The sequence below is a fragment of the Fluviispira multicolorata genome (genome assembly GCF_009208585.1).
Taxonomy (GTDB): domain Bacteria; phylum Bdellovibrionota_B; class Oligoflexia; order Silvanigrellales; family Silvanigrellaceae; genus Silvanigrella; species Silvanigrella multicolorata.
Genome location: NZ_WFLN01000005.1, coordinates 594,960 through 611,994 on the forward strand (window position 1 = coordinate 594,960; position 17,035 = coordinate 611,994).

The 17,035-nt window shown below is 33.5% G+C and carries 14 protein-coding genes; 8 read left to right on the plus strand and 6 right to left on the minus strand.

The window, feature by feature from the left end; all coding sequences use genetic code 11:
• Positions 1-58: 58 nt before the first annotated feature.
• The 3 genes from GCL57_RS06130 to GCL57_RS06140 are packed head-to-tail and all read right to left on the minus strand — an operon-like array spanning position 59 to position 5,879.
• Positions 59-1,501, minus strand: a complete 1,443-nt coding sequence (locus GCL57_RS06130; protein WP_152212462.1) for an amino acid--tRNA ligase-related protein — start codon at positions 1,499-1,501, stop codon at positions 59-61.
• On the minus strand, positions 1,498-4,089 hold the full coding sequence (locus GCL57_RS06135) for a Lon protease family protein (protein WP_152212463.1): 2,592 nt from the start codon (positions 4,087-4,089) through the stop codon (positions 1,498-1,500). The genes GCL57_RS06130 and GCL57_RS06135 overlap by 4 nt, the downstream gene beginning before the upstream one ends.
• Positions 4,086-5,879, minus strand: a complete 1,794-nt coding sequence (locus tag GCL57_RS06140; RefSeq protein WP_152212464.1) for a RecQ family ATP-dependent DNA helicase — start codon at positions 5,877-5,879, stop codon at positions 4,086-4,088. The genes GCL57_RS06135 and GCL57_RS06140 overlap by 4 nt, the downstream gene beginning before the upstream one ends.
• A 102-nt stretch (positions 5,880-5,981) precedes the next feature.
• Between GCL57_RS06140 and GCL57_RS06145 the strand changes: the two genes are divergently transcribed.
• A complete protein-coding gene (locus GCL57_RS06145) occupies positions 5,982-6,467 on the plus strand; it encodes a DUF3299 domain-containing protein (protein ID WP_211363231.1) in 486 nt (161 codons plus the stop codon).
• A gap of 9 nt (positions 6,468-6,476) precedes the next feature.
• Here the strand turns inward: GCL57_RS06145 and GCL57_RS06150 are convergent, their stop codons facing one another.
• Both GCL57_RS06150 and GCL57_RS06155 read right to left on the minus strand, forming a co-directional pair.
• Positions 6,477-7,577, minus strand: coding sequence for a hypothetical protein (locus GCL57_RS06150; RefSeq protein WP_152212465.1), 1,101 nt, complete (start codon positions 7,575-7,577; stop codon positions 6,477-6,479).
• Positions 7,555-7,809: a hypothetical protein gene (locus GCL57_RS06155; RefSeq protein ID WP_152212466.1), complete on the minus strand. Its 255-nt coding sequence runs from the start codon at positions 7,807-7,809 to the stop codon at positions 7,555-7,557. The genes GCL57_RS06150 and GCL57_RS06155 overlap by 23 nt, the downstream gene beginning before the upstream one ends.
• Positions 7,810-8,045: 236 nt before the next feature.
• Between GCL57_RS06155 and GCL57_RS06160 the strand changes: the two genes are divergently transcribed.
• The 4 genes from GCL57_RS06160 (at position 8,046) to gap (ending at position 12,549) form a co-directional block, all read left to right on the plus strand.
• The gene (locus GCL57_RS06160) at positions 8,046-9,383 is read left to right on the plus strand and encodes an LptF/LptG family permease (RefSeq protein WP_152212467.1); all 1,338 of its coding nucleotides are present in this window, start codon (positions 8,046-8,048) and stop codon (positions 9,381-9,383) included.
• Positions 9,384-9,386: 3 nt separating this feature from the next.
• Entirely contained in the window at positions 9,387-10,478 is a 1,092-nt protein-coding gene (locus GCL57_RS06165; protein ID WP_152212468.1) for an LptF/LptG family permease, read from the plus strand.
• Positions 10,479-10,482: 4 nt separating this feature from the next.
• Entirely contained in the window at positions 10,483-11,412 is a 930-nt protein-coding gene (locus GCL57_RS06170; protein WP_152212469.1) for a pentapeptide repeat-containing protein, read from the plus strand.
• Positions 11,413-11,541: 129 nt separating this feature from the next.
• Positions 11,542-12,549: a type I glyceraldehyde-3-phosphate dehydrogenase gene (gene gap, locus GCL57_RS06175; protein WP_152212470.1), complete on the plus strand. Its 1,008-nt coding sequence runs from the start codon at positions 11,542-11,544 to the stop codon at positions 12,547-12,549.
• Positions 12,550-12,600: 51 nt separating this feature from the next.
• Here the strand turns inward: gap and GCL57_RS06180 are convergent, their stop codons facing one another.
• Positions 12,601-13,668 carry a D-alanine--D-alanine ligase family protein gene (locus GCL57_RS06180; protein ID WP_152212471.1) on the minus strand — a complete coding sequence of 356 codons (1,068 nt, stop codon included), beginning with the start codon at positions 13,666-13,668 and terminating at the stop codon, positions 12,601-12,603.
• A gap of 225 nt (positions 13,669-13,893) precedes the next feature.
• Between GCL57_RS06180 and GCL57_RS06185 the strand changes: the two genes are divergently transcribed.
• The 3 genes from GCL57_RS06185 to GCL57_RS06195 are packed head-to-tail and all read left to right on the plus strand — an operon-like array spanning position 13,894 to position 17,018.
• Positions 13,894-14,343, plus strand: a complete 450-nt coding sequence (locus tag GCL57_RS06185; RefSeq protein WP_152212472.1) for a histidine biosynthesis protein HisIE — start codon at positions 13,894-13,896, stop codon at positions 14,341-14,343.
• A gap of 46 nt (positions 14,344-14,389) precedes the next feature.
• Positions 14,390-15,460: an A/G-specific adenine glycosylase gene (locus GCL57_RS06190; protein WP_152212473.1), complete on the plus strand. Its 1,071-nt coding sequence runs from the start codon at positions 14,390-14,392 to the stop codon at positions 15,458-15,460.
• A 31-nt stretch (positions 15,461-15,491) separates the two neighbouring features.
• Positions 15,492-17,018 (plus strand): aldehyde dehydrogenase family protein, encoded by a 1,527-nt coding sequence (locus tag GCL57_RS06195; RefSeq protein WP_152212474.1) that lies wholly within the window; start codon positions 15,492-15,494, stop codon positions 17,016-17,018.
• Positions 17,019-17,035 lie beyond the last annotated feature (17 nt).

A 17,035-nucleotide genomic window follows, 5' to 3' on the forward strand; every position in this document is an offset into this window, starting at 1 on the left:
AAAGTTTTGTTGAGTTTCTTTTTTAATTCTGAAGAAATTTTGTCGTGGGAAGTTTGGCTTATTCTTTGGCAACCGTTTCTGCAATAAATTGGCTTAAGAAGGGGATGGGATAAAGAGTTGAAATATCTTTTAATCCAAGTAAAAGAGCAATCACTCTGTCAATCCCCAAAGCATTTCCTGCACAGGGAGGCAGGCCAAATTGCATGGTATTTTCAAAAATGGGATCTCTTTTAAGAGATTTTCTGAATTGAGTTGTCTTTTGAAAGCGATTTAATAAATTTTCTGCATCTACAAGTTCTAAATATGCGTTACAAATTTCAACCCCAAATAAAAAGGCTTCACACCTTTCCGCAAAAGGTTTTGTGCTATTGCTTTGCTGATTTTTATTTTTTACAAATATAACTTCTTGTGCCGCTAAAGCTCCCATTTGAATAGGATAATGAGTAACGAAACAAGCAGTTTGTTCTTTTAAAAAAGGTTCTATTTTTTCCATAAAGAGTTTATAAAATAAAGAATCCCAATCGTCTGTTTCTATGATGGATGGACTTAATTGTTTTGCTTTTGCATAAAATATATCTCTGTCTTGGACTTCTTCTAAATCAATATGAATAAGTTTTTTAAAGAGATCATCCACTCTATATTGTGGCCACTGTTTAGGCAGCTCTTCACTGCTTCCTAAAAAGTAAGCTAAAGTTTGCACAAGTGTTTGAGTGTCATGCATTATTTGTTGTAAAGTTGCTCCTGAACGATACCATTCAAGCATAATAAATTCAGGTTCATGATGATGAGATAACTCACCCTTGTTACGATATGCTCGTGAGAGTTGAAATATTTTATCGGTCCCTTCAGACATAATTTTTTTTAAAGCAAATTCAGGGCTTGTTGGCAGTTCGAGTTGCCATTTTTGATCGCGGTGATCTATATATTCGCTTGCAAAGGTATTTAAATAGACCTCAACCCCCCCACTTGGAACGAGTGTAGGCGTTTCGATATTTAGAAATCCTCGATTATTAAAAAAAGTTTTAGTTCTTTCTAAACAACGATTTCGTTGTTTAATATACTTAATTCTTTCTGAAGAAGGTGAGGGATAAAAGTGAGTGTTACTGAGTCTTTCTTCAGTAATAATCTGTTGGGGAAACAAAAAAGATTTTGTGGGTAGGGGGGAGGGAATAACTGCATTTTTCCAATCCTCAAGGCATGGAATTTTTTTTACTATTTCATTTATTTCAATTAAGTAACAATTATCTTCATAACTGTTTTTATTTTTTGTGTTACTAAAAATAATTTCACAGTTGAATGAAAGAATATCTCCAGACTTTAAATTTTCTATGGCTATGTTTTTATGTAATAAAACAGGCCATATAGAACCTGAGGAATCACAAAGACCCATGTGCGAATTTATAAAAAACACTCTTCCTATTGATTGCCTTTTTGTGACTGAATGAACTTTACGAAGTTCAAATAAGTTTTGTAAAAGAAGAGTGTTTTTTTTGAAATTCATTTTTTGTTACTTTTTTTTCGAGCTGTTGAAGGTGACTTGCGCGTTGCATTCGCTTTAACTTTTGTTACTTTTTTTTGCGCTGATTTTGTCTTTTTATCTTTATGATCGCTTTTTTGGTGAAGGGTTTTGTAAATTTTATCAAATGCGCTGCCAGTTTCAAAATGAGATTTTTTTTCGTCCCAAGCTCCTGCTTGAAAGCCTGTTAGGAGTTCAAAAGCTTCTTCTGCACGAGAAACAGGCCAAATATGGAATTCATTTTTTTCAATGGCTTCTCGTACATCGCGATTGAGCATGAGATGCTTGACATTTTGAACTGGAATTATGCAGCCTTGACGGCCATTTAAACCTTGTAAATGACAGGTTTTAAAGAATCCTTCAATTTTTTCGTTAACTCCACCTATAGGTTGAATTTCTCCAAATTGATTTACGGATCCCGTAACACCTATTCCTTGGTCAATTGGAATATTAGCAATAGTAGATAAAATTAGACATAATTCTGCAAGTGTAGCACTGTCTCCATCGACTCCATTATAATTTTGTTCAAAACAGATTGTGGCAGAAATATTTGCTGGAGATTTTCTTGCAAAAGTTGCATTTAACCAGCTTGTTAAAATACTAACACCTTTGTTGTGAAGTTTGCCTGAAAGAGATGCCTCTCTTTCAATATTTAATATTCCTGGTTTTCCTTTGTAAGTTCTGCAAGTGATTCTAGTGGGAACACCAAAAGAAAGATCACCTAAGGAATAAACTGCAAGACCATTTATTTCGCCAACTCTGCGGGAAGAAGTTGAAATAATAATATCTTTGCGTTTAAGCATTTCGATGATATGATCTTCGATTGCTGCAGATCGCATGTAACGTTCTTCAATTGCTTTTTCAACATCGCTACGAGAAACTTTTTTAGTTTTTCTTTCCTTTGCCATAAAATCAGCTTCAATAGTAATATCTTTAATTAAGCTAAAGCGTGTTGTTAACTTATCTTGATCATCAACAATTCGGCTGCCAAATTCTATTATGGCTGCAATTCCTGTGTCATCAAATGGCAATAAATTTTCAACTTTTGTTCTGGTAGAAATAAATTCAACATAGTCCTCCATGGTTTTTTTACTTCTATCCATTTGTGCATCAAAATCAGCTTTAATTTTAAATATCTTATTAAAATCTTCATCATGTTGATAAAGCATGCGATATATCCAATCAGAACCGATTAAAATTATTTTTACATTTAATGGAATGGGTTCAGGACGTAAGCCACTTGTTGCTAAAATACTGTATTGTTCGCCAAGATCTTCAATAAATAATTTTTGATTTTTTACAACTCTTTTTAAAGTATCCCAAACTTGCGGTGCTCTTAAAATATCAAGCGCATTTAAAACAAGGTACCCGCCATTTGCTCTGGCAAGAGAACCTGCTTTGATCATTTTAAAATCAGTGGTGTAAACGCCATATTCGATATTTTTCTCAATTTTACCAAATAAATTATAAAAGGTTGGATTATTTTCAATTATAATAGGAGCGCCTTCGATTTCTGTATTATCGACAAAGACATTTATTCGATAAGGTAGATGAGGATCACCTTTTTTAAGATGATAAGAACTTGGAGTTGATATTTCTTCGCCTTCACCTTCGCCTTCTTCTTCATCCGGTAAAAATTCATTTAAATTTTCAAGCAAATGTTTTTTTACATCCTCTAAATATTCGAGAACATTTTTTTGAGCTTCATACTCTTTTAAAAATGGTATAAGCGCTTGACTCACGACATAATCACCAAGCTCAGATTGTAATTCTTCTAATTTATTTTTTGTATCATTTTCAATGGAGCGCACTTTTCGTGCAAAATCAAGAACCTCAGGTTCTAAAAGATTTCTTTCCCCTTCAATTTTTTCTTTTTGTTCATCGTTTAATTCAGAGTAGTCTTTTTCACTTAATGGTTTTCCATCAATGATAGGTACCGTGACAATGCCCATGCGTGTTGATTTAACGCCAAAGTTTTTTACCTTTGCAGTTTTTTCAAGCTCACTGAATAACTTTGCTTTTTTCTCATTGCTCACATTTACCGTTGAATTGACGTTGGTTTCATATTCTTCAGATTGAAATGCATCTACGAGTTCAACTGTAAGCTGTTCAACAAGTTCATCCATTTGCTTTTTAAAGCGCTTAGCAACTCCTGTTTTGAGTTCCATTGCGTGGGGGGACTCAGGATTTTTAAAATTATAAACGTAAATCCAGTCGCCTGGAGTGGAGCAGCGTTCTGCTGTTTTTTTGAGAAAAGAACGAATAACGCTTGTTTTACCCGTTCCTTGCACGCCTGCAACATAAATATTATATCCTGGCTTTTGAATACCAAGACCTAAATTAATTGCCCGCACAGCTCTTACTTGTGAAATAATGTCATAATTTGGCTCAGATTTGGCTTTTTTATCTTGAGCAGTCGTCTGTAAATCACAAAATCTATAAACTTCTTCTGCATTGAGGCGACGAAACCCAAGTGTGGTTTTTTGCAGTTTCAGGGCTACTGGAAATTCTTTTTCTCTTTTTTGTAATATATTTTGAGTAAGTGATGCTTCCGTTCTTTTGCTATTTTTCATTCCGTCCTCTTTCTAATGCAAATATCACACTGCATGCAACGCCAAATGTTTTTTGATGCACCTTGTATATGTCGTGGGGCAAAGAATTCAAAGCTTGCAGACAACCTACACGTTGTTGAAGTAGACAATTTGTCAAGTTCACGCAAGCTTGCATGAAAATGGCTTCGGGCAGAAATATATCTCGGAAGTTCTTTTTGCAAATGCGCATAGCCATTTTTCAATATTACACCTTGTTTTGCTTGTTCATTATCTATTTTAGCAAAATTTATGATTTTTTGTTCATTATAGTGCAAAAAAACTTGTTCACAACTTGTGACATTCATTTCCGATGCATCCATAAGTTTTTTTAAAGAAACAACACATTGTCCTCCTCGCAGCGAAAGCCAACACTTTTCTACAAGAGATGTAAGTCCATCTAATATTTTTTTACGTTTTGTTATGCCTTCGGGAAGACCTGCAAGAATATCAATAAATGTCAAATGAGCTGCTACCTTAATAATATAATAAGTATCTCCCGTGCGTGTATCCTCTAATGCATTACAAATTCTGAGACCTGCAATAATATTTTCTAATTTTTTTAATTTATCTTGTTCTTTTTTAGTTTTAATAACTTCAAGAAGATCATTTTTATTAACAAAACAACTCTCACCAAAATGAGTGGGCATAAATCGTATAAATAATGCGCTGAGTTCTAAAAATAAAGAGGGTTCTGGAAAGGATGATTTAAACTGAAACTCTCTTTTGATTGGATCGGAACCCGTCCAAAGTAACAAACCTTTTGAAGGCTCACCGCTGCGGCCACCTCTTCCGAGCATCTGAAAAAACTCTTCAATATTACTCGGGAAACCATAAACGACAACGAGTCGAATGCCTGAAACGTCAATTCCCATACCAAATGCAGTTGTGGCGCAGATAACAGTTTTTTGTGTTGTGTCATGCGCATATTGTTCAACACTTTTGCGTTCTAATTTGGGTAAACCAGCATGATAAGCGACAGAGTGTATTTTAAGTTTTCTTAACTTTCGAACAGAATCTTCGCAAAGAATGCGAGATTGAAAATAAACGAGAATTTTTTGTGAATTAGAATCTTTTAATATCTCAACGAGTTTATTCCACTGCTCTTCAATTGAAAAAACTCGATGGCTTTCAACAAAAATATTTTCTGCTAAAGGCTTTGATATATACTCAGTAACTTGAATGTTTTCAGGGAAAACTCTTTTAATAATATCTTGCCTGCTGTTGCGTCCTGCTGTTGCTGTGATTGCAAGAATACGGGGTGGTTGCAATTTTGTTAATATTTTTCCAATTTCAGAATATTCTGGACGAAAATTATGTCCCCATGCAACCACACAGTGCGCTTCATCAACAACCGCCATTCCTAAATTAATTTTTGAAATTGCATTTATAAAAGAAGGTAACACAAAACGTTCTGGAGAAGCAAAAATAATTTTAGCTTCTCCACTTTTTAACTTATTCCATGATTCTTTTCGTTCCTCTTCAGATTGTTCTGAAGTAAAAATGACACATGGAATTGAGGCTTCACTCATGCGTCTCTCTTGGTCACGCATCAATGAAATTAAGGGACTGATAACGAGAACAGGTTCATTTTCAAAAAATAAAGCTGGTAAAGTATAAAGAAGAGTTTTTCCAGCTCCCGTTGGAAGTGTTGCAATCACAAATCTTTTTTCATAAATTTGCGCAAGGACTTCCCGTTGGGCGGGACGTAATTCAGAAAGGGAAAAATTATTCTTTGCGAATTCTTCGCATTTTTGGATAAAATCTGTTTGCATAGACCTCACTCATTTCGTACGACACCTGTTTACGACGGTTTTGCGAAGGAGTACAGTAGATGAGGAAAATGTTTTTATATCAATCTAAAATGAGTTCATAAAATGCAAATCTCTTTTAAAATTATTTTATATATAGCATTTGGAATTTTAATTGGTGGTTTGGCTGTTTATTTATTGTCGAGTGGAGAATCAGTTGAACAGAATAATTCACAATATATGAGCACTCGAGTAACAGAAATAGATTGGAATTTTTTACAACAACTCGACGTGTCCACAGGTAATATCCCTAAAGATTTAAATGCATTAAACGGGCATACAGTTAAAATTCCTGGATTTATAATTCCTCTTGAAGATAATCAAGATTTTGTTGATGAATTTTTGTTTGTGCCTTCACCAATGGCATGTATACACGTTCCACCTCCACCCCCGAATCAAATTGTTCACGTAAAAATGGCGTCTGGAAAAAAAGCTAAAATGTCATATGGACCTGTTTGGTTAACAGGAAAATTTCTGATTATTGAAAATATTGGTAAAAAAGTTAAGGCATCATTTGAAATATTAGGTTCTCAAATTCAGCCTTATATTTAAAAAATATATTTATTTCGCTATTAAAAGGATATAGAAAAAGGATGCAACTATTAAATCAAGATGTGTGATAATGCCAATAAAAATACTTCTGTCAGAGAGTTCAAAAATAGTTCTAAACATAACCAGTCTGACAAACGGGTGGATGGATTGACTTCTTTGTGCACCAATGTCACGCCAAATGCGCACATTTTCAAATTTAAAAATATGATTTTTAGTATAGCTTGCTGGGTAGTATTGTTTTTGTAAATTAAGTTTTGCAATAAGGGCTTCATTCCAAATTCTTAAAAATTTATTTATAAACATAAAAAAAAGAATAAAACTTGCAACATTGTATCTTGAAAAATCATTGCCCAAGCAATAATTAATAAGATAAAGAATAGATAATATTATAAGAAGACAAGTTAAGCGAATCCAATATTTCTTAAAAAATTCGCTTGGTCTTTCTAAAAAAGTTTCGACCGAAGAGTGCGGTTTGTGGTTCAACCTAAAATTCCAGAAGAGAGCATCTATAGAACACCAAGAAATTAAAAAAAATGCAATGAGATCTAATCTAATGAATTGGTAACCATCTCGATATAAGTAAACGTGTAATAATAGTAAAGATAAAGCAATATAACAGCGAAAATCAGCTTTTGATATTTCAAATTTATTATTAGCATTTGGTGCGGCAAGCTTTTTTATATTTTTAACAATCATTTTTTTTAAGGTGATTGAAGAAAGTTTTTTTTCTAAGTGGAGAAGACCAAGTTCAAATCTCCATTTGTTTATATTTGGTATATTTGAGTTCCAATCTTGTGTGGATGCAAGTCGAATAAGACCTAATAAGAAGCCGATACATGATGCATAGAGTAAAGAAATATGAAGCTTTTCTGTTGTTAAAATGAGTAAGCTAATAAAAGGTACTTTATCTACAATAGTTCGTATAATAAACAATATCTTATTAAATATTTTTATTTGATATGGAAGTATTAAAGAGCGCCAATGTAAGTAATTAAAAATATATGTTGCGTAGTAAGAAAGCCTTCCCGTAAAAAATACCATGAGAAGACAGACAAAAGCAATGCCAAAGTAAGTTTGCAAAAAGAAACTATTTAAGAAATTTGCATTCATAGACTATTGGCTCAGTTCCATCTGGGCTTTTAATTAAGTTTTCATCACGCGCTAATATAGTCGTCGGATGATTGTTTTCTTCAAATAAAATCACTCCACAGTGGGGACATTTTATTTCAACATGACTTTCTTTTTTTGTGCCTTCTTCGTAAACTAAATGAAATCGACGTCGGCACACGGCATTATCAATTATCCGTTTTTCGTATTTAACATTGTTAGATTGCTCGCTCATAATATTCCTCCACAACGAAAAGGCTAACAGCGGCTTGTTTGTAACGCAAGATACAAGTAGTCTCAAGTTTCAATGAATGTGTTTTTCGAAGTCGAAGTTTTCGCTCTGATTTTATCATTCACATTCCGCAAATCAATTGCAATCATGTTTAAAGCATTGCAATTATGAATTTCATAACATATGGGAATGAACTTGACTCAGTGCAGATTTTGCACATTGTTTGATTTGGAGCCAGAATGGCCGTTTTACAAAAACTCGATCGTTTGATGGCAACTGAAATAATATCATTGACCTTTGTCGTTACGGCAAGTCTCAGCTCAATAATGATTATGGCTAAGCTGCCGCGTTATGCTGATTTACTATTTTCAGCCCCCGACAGTGTAACAACTTTTTTAATGTTGTTACTTTATATTTTCCCAAATGTACTTAAATTAACTGTACCAATATCTCTTTTACTTGCCTCTGCTATCGTTACAATCCGAATGGCTGCAGATAGAGAGCTTGAAGCTTGGATGGCAAGCGGTGTCAGTATTTTTCGATTTGCTGCTATGCCAACAGTTCTAGGAATTGTTGTAATGCTTATTTCTTTATTCAGCGCACTTTATTTTGAACCATACTCAACTCAACAGTTTAATAAATTTAAATGGATTCAAACAAGGGGAGTTGTCGAAGCTGTATTAGCAAATACAATACGTGAGAAATCATTTATATATGATGTTCCTTCCTCAGAAAAGGTAAATTTGTCACTTTATTTCCAAAATGTTTCAACTGATAAAAGTGAATTTAAAGATGTTTTTATGGGTATTAAGCCTCCAAATGAAAACTTTTTTTCTATTGTCGTCTCTGAAACCGGTGGATTAAAGAAAACGCTTAATAATGGATTGCCTGATTATGTTTTTTCTTTACATAATGGGACTGCGTATTCAGAAAGAGAAAGTAAACAGACCTTATTAAATTTGACAAAAGAATTTCCAAATACTTATTTTCAAGCAAAAGTTTTACCTGCGAACAGCGCATTTAATCTTTTTCCAAAACCGTCTGATTTAATTATTACTGAATTTAAAGATATGGATATTTCTTTAGTTAATACATTTAAAAGTAAGTTTAAAACAGATGCAACTGTTTCGGGCGGTGCAGATCAATTTTATCCTGCAGAATTCCTTAAATATTTAAACCAACAAAAAGCAAAAAGTCCGGACTGGAAAAATGATCGGACGATCATTGAAAAATATCTTTTTATCTTAAAACAAATATCCATTCCTCTTTCAACTTTATTTTTGCCAATAATAGGTGTTTGTTTAGGAATTCAAGATCCAAGACGGAAACAGTATGGTGTTTATTTTGCAATTGGCCTTGTTATTTTTTCATTATATGCTTCACTATCAGTTTGTCAGCAGTTGGCACTGAGTTTTATTATCAGTCCATTTTCTATATTATTTGTGACTCCATGCGTCTTGATGTTTATTATTCTTTTCTTATTACGATGGCGATTGCGCCATCCCCCCTCAACGGGTTTCATCGCTTTTGTGAGAGATGACTTAATTAAAATTAAATTTTTCACAAAAAAGGATTAAACTATGAGGATATGGCTCTACTTTATCACTCAGTTTTTAAAAACAGCTTTGGGTGTTTTATTATTTTCATTGAGTCTTTATTTTATTTTAACTTATATGGAAGACAGCCAGCATTATTTTAATAAATACAAACCTTCAAATAGAACTATTTTCTTTTATTATTTTTGGCAATTTCCTTCAATTGCAGTTCAATTTCTCCCTTTTTCAGTTCTTGTGGCGGGAATTATAACAAATTGGATTTTAGCAAAGCACGGTGAAATAGCAGCTTTAAGGGCAGCAGGAATGTCAATGCTTAAAATTTCTCTCCCACTTATAAGTGTGGGTATATTATTTACTGCAATTCAATTTACTTTGAGTGAAATTATAATTCCAAATAGTTCCACTCAGTATTTGAGAGTCCGAAATGTAGAGATTGAAAAAAAGAAACCAAATAATGTATTTACAGAAAGTCAATGGTTAAAGGCTCCAAATACAATTTTGCATTTTCACAAATATGATGAAAATAAACAGGAACTTGTTAATATTGAATACTTTAAAGAAGAGAATTCTAAAAGCTTAAAACAAATCGTTCATGCGAAGTCGAGTTATTTTGATGACAATATTGGTAAATGGGTTTTACGTTCTGCACTTGTTAGACAATTTGAAACTTTAAATAAAATAACAATTACAGAAATAAAACCTCTCTATGTGACGAATATTGATTTTGCTCCTCCAAAAATATTAAAAAGGGAAAGTGAGTCAAGTCAATTAAGTTTTTGGGATTTGAGACGTTTGATAGACGAAGCAGAGATTGCAGGAACAAATATATCTGATAGAGTAGTAGATCTCTATATGAAGATCAGCACTCCTTTTGCAAATTTGCTGTTTGTTTTTTTAACTCTGCCTTTTGCATTAAAAAAAGAACGGCAAGAAGAAACATATATTGGAATCGTTATTTGTCTCATTGCGGCTCTAATATATTGGTTTGGAAATATGGCACTGCGTAGCTTTGCTGTGAAAGGTGCGCTCAACCCTTTTATTGCGGCATGGTCTATGAATGTATTAGTGGCAATGTTAAGTTACCTGCTTATAAGAAAATTAGATAAAGGACAGTAAATATATGTTGGATTTAAATTCTATTCTGGATTCCGTTGCGAATGGAAACATGAATGTTGAGAAAGCAAAATCGTTAATTGAAAAAAATTATGTATTAAAAAAACAAAAAAAAGGATTTTCTGAAGAATTTCAAAATGCAAAAGAAGAATCTCAAGAGGGTTTGAAAAGTGCTTTTGAAAAATTAAAAAAAACCGTAAATATTGAGGAATTAATAAAAATATCAAGTAATTTAGTAAGTCAAATTTCTGAAAATATGCCTCAAATAGAAAAAATACAAGAAAATATAGCACATAATTTACAACCAATTGGTTTTTCTCCAAATATTTCTGGGCTTGAATCAAAGCTTTCTGTCTTTAGAGCTTTTCATTCTGGTACGGATTGCCTTATTAAAAATAATCTTGTTGTTGGCTCGCAATGGTTTGGAGTCAATATTTCTGAAAACTCTGAAGTAAAGAATAATAAATTCACAGCTGTACAGTTTTCTGAGTTAGCAATTATTCGAACTGATTTTTGTACATCACAATTTAGCTTGGCACGCCTAAGTAACGTAACAATGCAAGAGGCACGTTTAGAAAATAATAAATTTTCGCGTACATCTATCTCAGATGTTTGCATCAAAGAGTCTGATTTCACAGAAAATCTTGTGGTTAAATCTGATTTTACAGAAACGACTATCACTGGCAGTCGTCTTTCCCGTTTGAATTTTCATACGGTCGATTTTCAAGATTGTGAAATTGATACCTGTGATCTTCAAGGCATTGATTTTGAAAACTGTAAATTCAAAGAATGCATTTTTTCTAATTTAGAAATCATTATGGATGAACCATTAAAAGTTAATGGTCGTAATATTGTTGGAAGAAATTTCTCTGATTGTAAAAATGCCGAAGAATTTTTATATCTCCTCGATAGTACAAGCAACGATTCTCATAATTGATGCTTGCAGATTCTGTTCTTTTTTCAGATATATGTATAAGAGTTTTATGAGCGACAGTCATTTCTATGCTTTCGTTCTGTTATAGAAAGACTATCTTTAAGTCTTTTTTCATATTTTGGAGGGTATCTTATGACAATTAAGGTTGGTATCAATGGCTTTGGTCGTATTGGTCGTTGCGTCCTTAGAGCATTAAAAAATGAACGTGATATTGAAGTTTGTCTTATTAATGATTTGACTGATGCAAAGACTTTAGCTCATCTTTATAAATACGATTCTATTCATGGCAAGGCTGAACAAGTTGTTGAAACAAAAGAAAGCTCACTTGTTCTTGATGGAAAAGAAATTAAAATTTCTGCAATTCGCAATCCTGCAGAAATTCCATGGGCTGCAAATGGCGTAGATATCGTACTTGAGTGCACTGGACTCTTTACTGATGGCGAAAAAGCAAGTGCCCATTTAAAGGGTGGAGCAAAAAAAGTAATTCTAAGCGCTCCTGGTAAGTCAATTGATAAAACAATTGTGATTGGTGTGAATGATGAAGAATATGATATTGCAAAACACAATATCATCAGCAATGGTTCTTGCACTACAAATTGTCTAGCACCCTTAACTAAGGTTATTCATGAAAAATTTGTCGTAAAAAAAGGTCTTATGACAACAATTCACTCCTACACAAACGATCAGAATATTCTCGATCTTCCACACAAAGATTTACGTCGTGCACGTGCAGCTGCATTAAGTATGATTCCAACAACAACTGGTGCTGCTAAAGCAATTTCAGAAGTAATTCCATCTCTTGCTGGGAAATTAAATGGATTTGCTGTTCGTGTGCCAACACCAAATGTTTCTCTTGTGGATGTTACTTTTGAACTCGAAAAATCTGTCACTGCTAAAGATATCAATTCTGCACTTAAATCGGCCGCAGAAGGTTCATTAAAAGGCATTTTAGGTTATTCTGAAGAACCTCTCGTCAGTTGTGATTATAATGGATGTACCAATAGTTCAACTATTGATGCAGAATATACTACTGTTATTGGTGAGAATATGGTTAAAGTTCTTTCATGGTATGATAATGAAGCTGGCTTTAGCAATCGTATGGTCCAATTGACTCGTCTTGTTGCGACTGGAAAATTATAATTTTTTAGTTAAATCTAAAAGCGGTTAAAAATAAAAACCTATAGCGGAATGTTATAGGTTTTTATTTTTAATTCTGGTTTTCCCATACCATAAATTCCTATCATATGAGCGTTTTAAAGCCGATTCTGCGAGGATTTGAAAGAGTTGTTCATAATTTACTCCTATTTTTTCAGCCATCATTGGTAGAACACTATAGTAGTAAGAAATACCTGGTAAAGTATTTGCTTCTAAAAAATACACTTCACCTTTTTCATCACAGCGCCAATCCATGCGAACAAAATCTTTTATTTCAAGAAATTGAAAAAGATCTTCCGTTCCTTTTTTAATAATACTTTCTATTTTTTTTGTGAGTTTAGGAAAAGTTACTTTTTCTTCCATAAAATCTTTTGATTTGTTTGTAAGACCATAAATTCCATCATTAACTTCTATTTGTGCAATGGGAAGATTTTGAATTGGCGTACCAATAATTGCAGATGTGTATTCTGCACCTTTAAGATATTTTTCGATTAAAACTCCATGTGGGTATTTTTCCAATAAAGAGTAAGTTAATTTTTCTGTGTGTGATTTTGAATTTGAAATTGAATAAGATGCATTAATTCCCATACCTGAACCTTCACCGTCCGGTTTGATAAAATGTGTTTCGTTAAAAAATTCACGTGGAATTTTCTTAAGGTCTTTTAGTTTTTTGATTATGTAAAAAGGACTCGTGGGAATATTGAGATATTGGCATGTTAATTTGATTTGCGATTTGCTCATACAAATAGATTGAGTAAATGGATCTGATCCAATAAATGGAATACCAGATATTTCACAAAGAGATGGAATCCATCCTTCGCGTGCAAGTGATCCCCAACCTTCGACAACAGAATGAATAAGTGAACATTGAGAACTCTTCTCACTCCAATTCTTTAGAAATGAATTATCCATGGGAAAAAGAATTACAGAAAAACCAATTGATTCCCAAGTCTGAATGATTTTATCGATTGTATTTTGTGTTTCCCATTCTCCATTTGCATCATCTGGAAAAATCATTTCACTTGAATTTTCAAGTTTCGCTGGTAGATCATAGACAAACCCAAGTGTTAGTTTTTTATTTTTTCTTTCAAAATTTTGTCTCATGTTTTTCTTCCTTCTTTGAAAATGACATAAACATATGTTGTGTCTTTGACGATGCTACCTGCTGTTAAAAAGTTATCCTTGTCTGACAAGGAAAAATAATTTCTTAATAAAAATTTATAAAAAATGGTATTGCCACTACCATTTTTTTTTGGCATGAGTTAAATTATCTTTGAACCGTGATTGTGAAAACGGTTTGTAATTCTTTTTTTGAAAGGAGAGTGTTTCATGGCTGAAACAAAGCGTAAGAAAACGGGTGCGAAAAAAACTGCAGCAAGAAAAACAACAAAAAGAGCTGGAAAGAAACCAGTTGCAAAGAAAAAGAAAGTAGCTGGAAAGAAACCAGTTAAGAAAACCACTGCAAAGAAAAAAACCACCAAAAAAACGACGAAAAAAACGGGTGCAAAAAAAACGACTCGTAAAACCACTGCAAAGAAAAAAACTGCTAAACGTGGTCGTCCAGCTGGTAGCACAGCAAAGAAACGCGGTCGTCCAGCGAAATCTTCTACTAAGAAACGTGGTCGTCCAAAGAAGGCAGTCGTTAAGACTCCAAAAAAACGCGGTCGTCCAAGCAAACTTGATAAATTAAAACAATCAATGAGACGCGGTCGTCCAAGAAAAACTTCTGAAAAAACTCCAGTCATTAATGACACAATGAACGAACAGGGAGCATTATAATTTAAGCACAAAATAAATTATTTCTATTTTGTGCTTATTTTTTATTATGAGTCAATTTTCAAAAGATCTCATAGCGTGGTATCAATTAAATAAACGATCTTTTCCGTGGCGTGAACAAATAAATGTTTATCACACATGGATTTGTGAAGTTATGAGTCAGCAAACAACTTTAGCTGTTGTTTTGCCGCGCTTTAAAGAATTTATAAATGAACTTCCTGATCTCCATTCTCTAGCTAATTGTTCTGATGAAAAACTTAGAAAATTATGGGTAGGTCTTGGTTATTATGCCCGAGCACGCAATTTAAGAAATGGTGCACAATACATTTTACAAAATTTTGATAATAAATTTCCATCTTGTAAAGATGAATGGTTGAAGGTACCAGGTTGTGGTCCTTATACTGCATCGATAATTTCGAGTATCTGTTTTAATGAGCCCGTTGCATGTGTTGATGGAAATGTGGTTCGTGTTGTAAGTCGAATTCTTGGAATGAACAAAGACGTTTGGGAAAAAATTGGACAAGAGAAAATTTCTTGTTACGTTAATGAGTGTATTCCAAAAAATTATCCAGGTTGTTTTAACCAAGCAATGATGGATCTTGGAGCTACGGTTTGTAAAAAACAAAATCCTATCTGTCAAGAATGTCCTATACAAAAATATTGTTACTCATTTAAAAATAATATTGTTTCGTTATGTCCCCCTAATAAACCGCGAAAAGATTTTCAAACGGAAAATATATTTGCACTTTTATTAAGACGTAATAAGAAATTAGAATATTCAATTATTTTGAGAAATCAAGGATTTTTAGCTAAGACTAAAGGTTTTCCACTTTTATGTTCTAAGGAAGGATACTCTAAAGAAAAAATTTTGGCTGTCGCGAATAAATTAAATCTAAAGACAACTTGTTTAGAAAAAACATTTAAACATTCGATCACACATCATAAAATCACTGGGCATACTTTTGTAATAGATTGCAATGAAGATGATTATAAAGTTAAATCACTTTTAAAGCACTTTGCATTGCCAGAAAAAAATGAGTGGTTTGCCCTCGCTCATATAAAACAGAATATATCTTCTTCACTTGACCTTAAGGTGTTAAAAACTCTATCCTCAGAATAGATCAAATAAATTTTATTCTGAGGAGATTTTCATGGCAACGAACTTGAGTCTTATACCTCCTTATATTAATGGACGCTTTTCATCATTAAATAAACCTGAAAGAATTTTTTCAATATATAATCCTGCAAATCCATCAGATATTTTAGCAGCAGCAGGCTGGGGAAAAGATCTTGTTGAACCTGTTATTCAAGGAATGAAAACGGCGCAAAAGAAATTTAATTTGGTTTCTTCAGAAGAAAGATTAAATTACATAAATAAATTTATTGGATATTTGAAGGAAAATTCTGAAGAAATAAAAAGTAACATGATGCTTGAGCTTGCTCGTTCACGTGTTTCCGTCGAAGAAGAATGGAAATTATGTGAAAAATTATTTAAAGCCCTTCCTGAATTTTGTAAGCAAATACTTTCTTTAAAAAAAGATGATGATGGCTGGGAGTGGAAATACTCTCCACTAGGTTTGGTGCTTATCTCTTCTAATATTGCTTTGCCTGTTTATTCCCTTCTCTGTGGTGTTTTACCTGCTCTTGCCAGTGGGAATGCCGTCTGTTTGAGACCATCCTCCCACTGCCTTCTTTCAGGCTCTTTGTTGGCCAGTGGATTTCATCAGGCTTCATTTCCAGAGGGGACGGTGCAAATTATTTATGGTGACTTTGAAGTCTTTCGTCGCTTGGTATTGAGTCATCAATTTGACACTATTTTATACACAGGGGGTGAAGAAAGTCTTGAGCAAATTCGCAGAGACACTCAAGGACAACAAAATGCGCGATTAGTTCTTTGTGGAGGAGGGAAAAACGCAGCATACGTTTCTGCCTCCGCAAACATGGAAAAGGCAATTGAAAAAATAATATATGGGGCTTGTCTCGATGCAGGACAAAGATTGGAATCCACGAGCCTTGTTTTTGTGGAGAAAAAAATTTTTAGTGAGTTCCAAGATCAATTTGTGACCTCAATTAAAAATATGCCAATTGGTGTTAGAGAAGATTTAGCACGTGCTGATAAACATGTTATGGAACCTCTTTGCAGTGTGAATGCTTGGGAACGTTATTTACGCTTTCAAGGAATTGCAGCGCGTGAGTCCGATGAAACTCTTCGTTGGGGTAAGCCTATCGATAATGGAGGCGATGGTTATTTTGTTTCCCCCGGTGTGCATCTTATGAGACCAGAAAAAATTTTAAAGAGTATTTATGCTTCAAATGCTTTTTTTGGGCCTGATGTTTGTCTTGTTCCTGTGGATGGTAAAGAAGATGTTATTTCTATTCTTGACAGTTTAGGGGCGACTCGCTGTCTTGGCATTCACAGCCAATATGCTGAAGAGGCACAAGAAATACGCCGTTTGTCGAACGTTCCTTCTCTTTTATGGAACAGTGCAACCACTGATCTCAATCCTTTATTACCAAGTATTGGGCGTGGGAAAGCAGGTAATAGTTATATAACTGGGTTGCATTTTATTTATTCCACAATTTATCCACAGACTTTAAATTTATCTTTACCAATTGGATTGACAGAAGGTGATTTTAAGGAAGTTAAAAGAACTAAAAAGGCTGTTGTAAAAGGATGAAAAGTTAAAAGAATTAA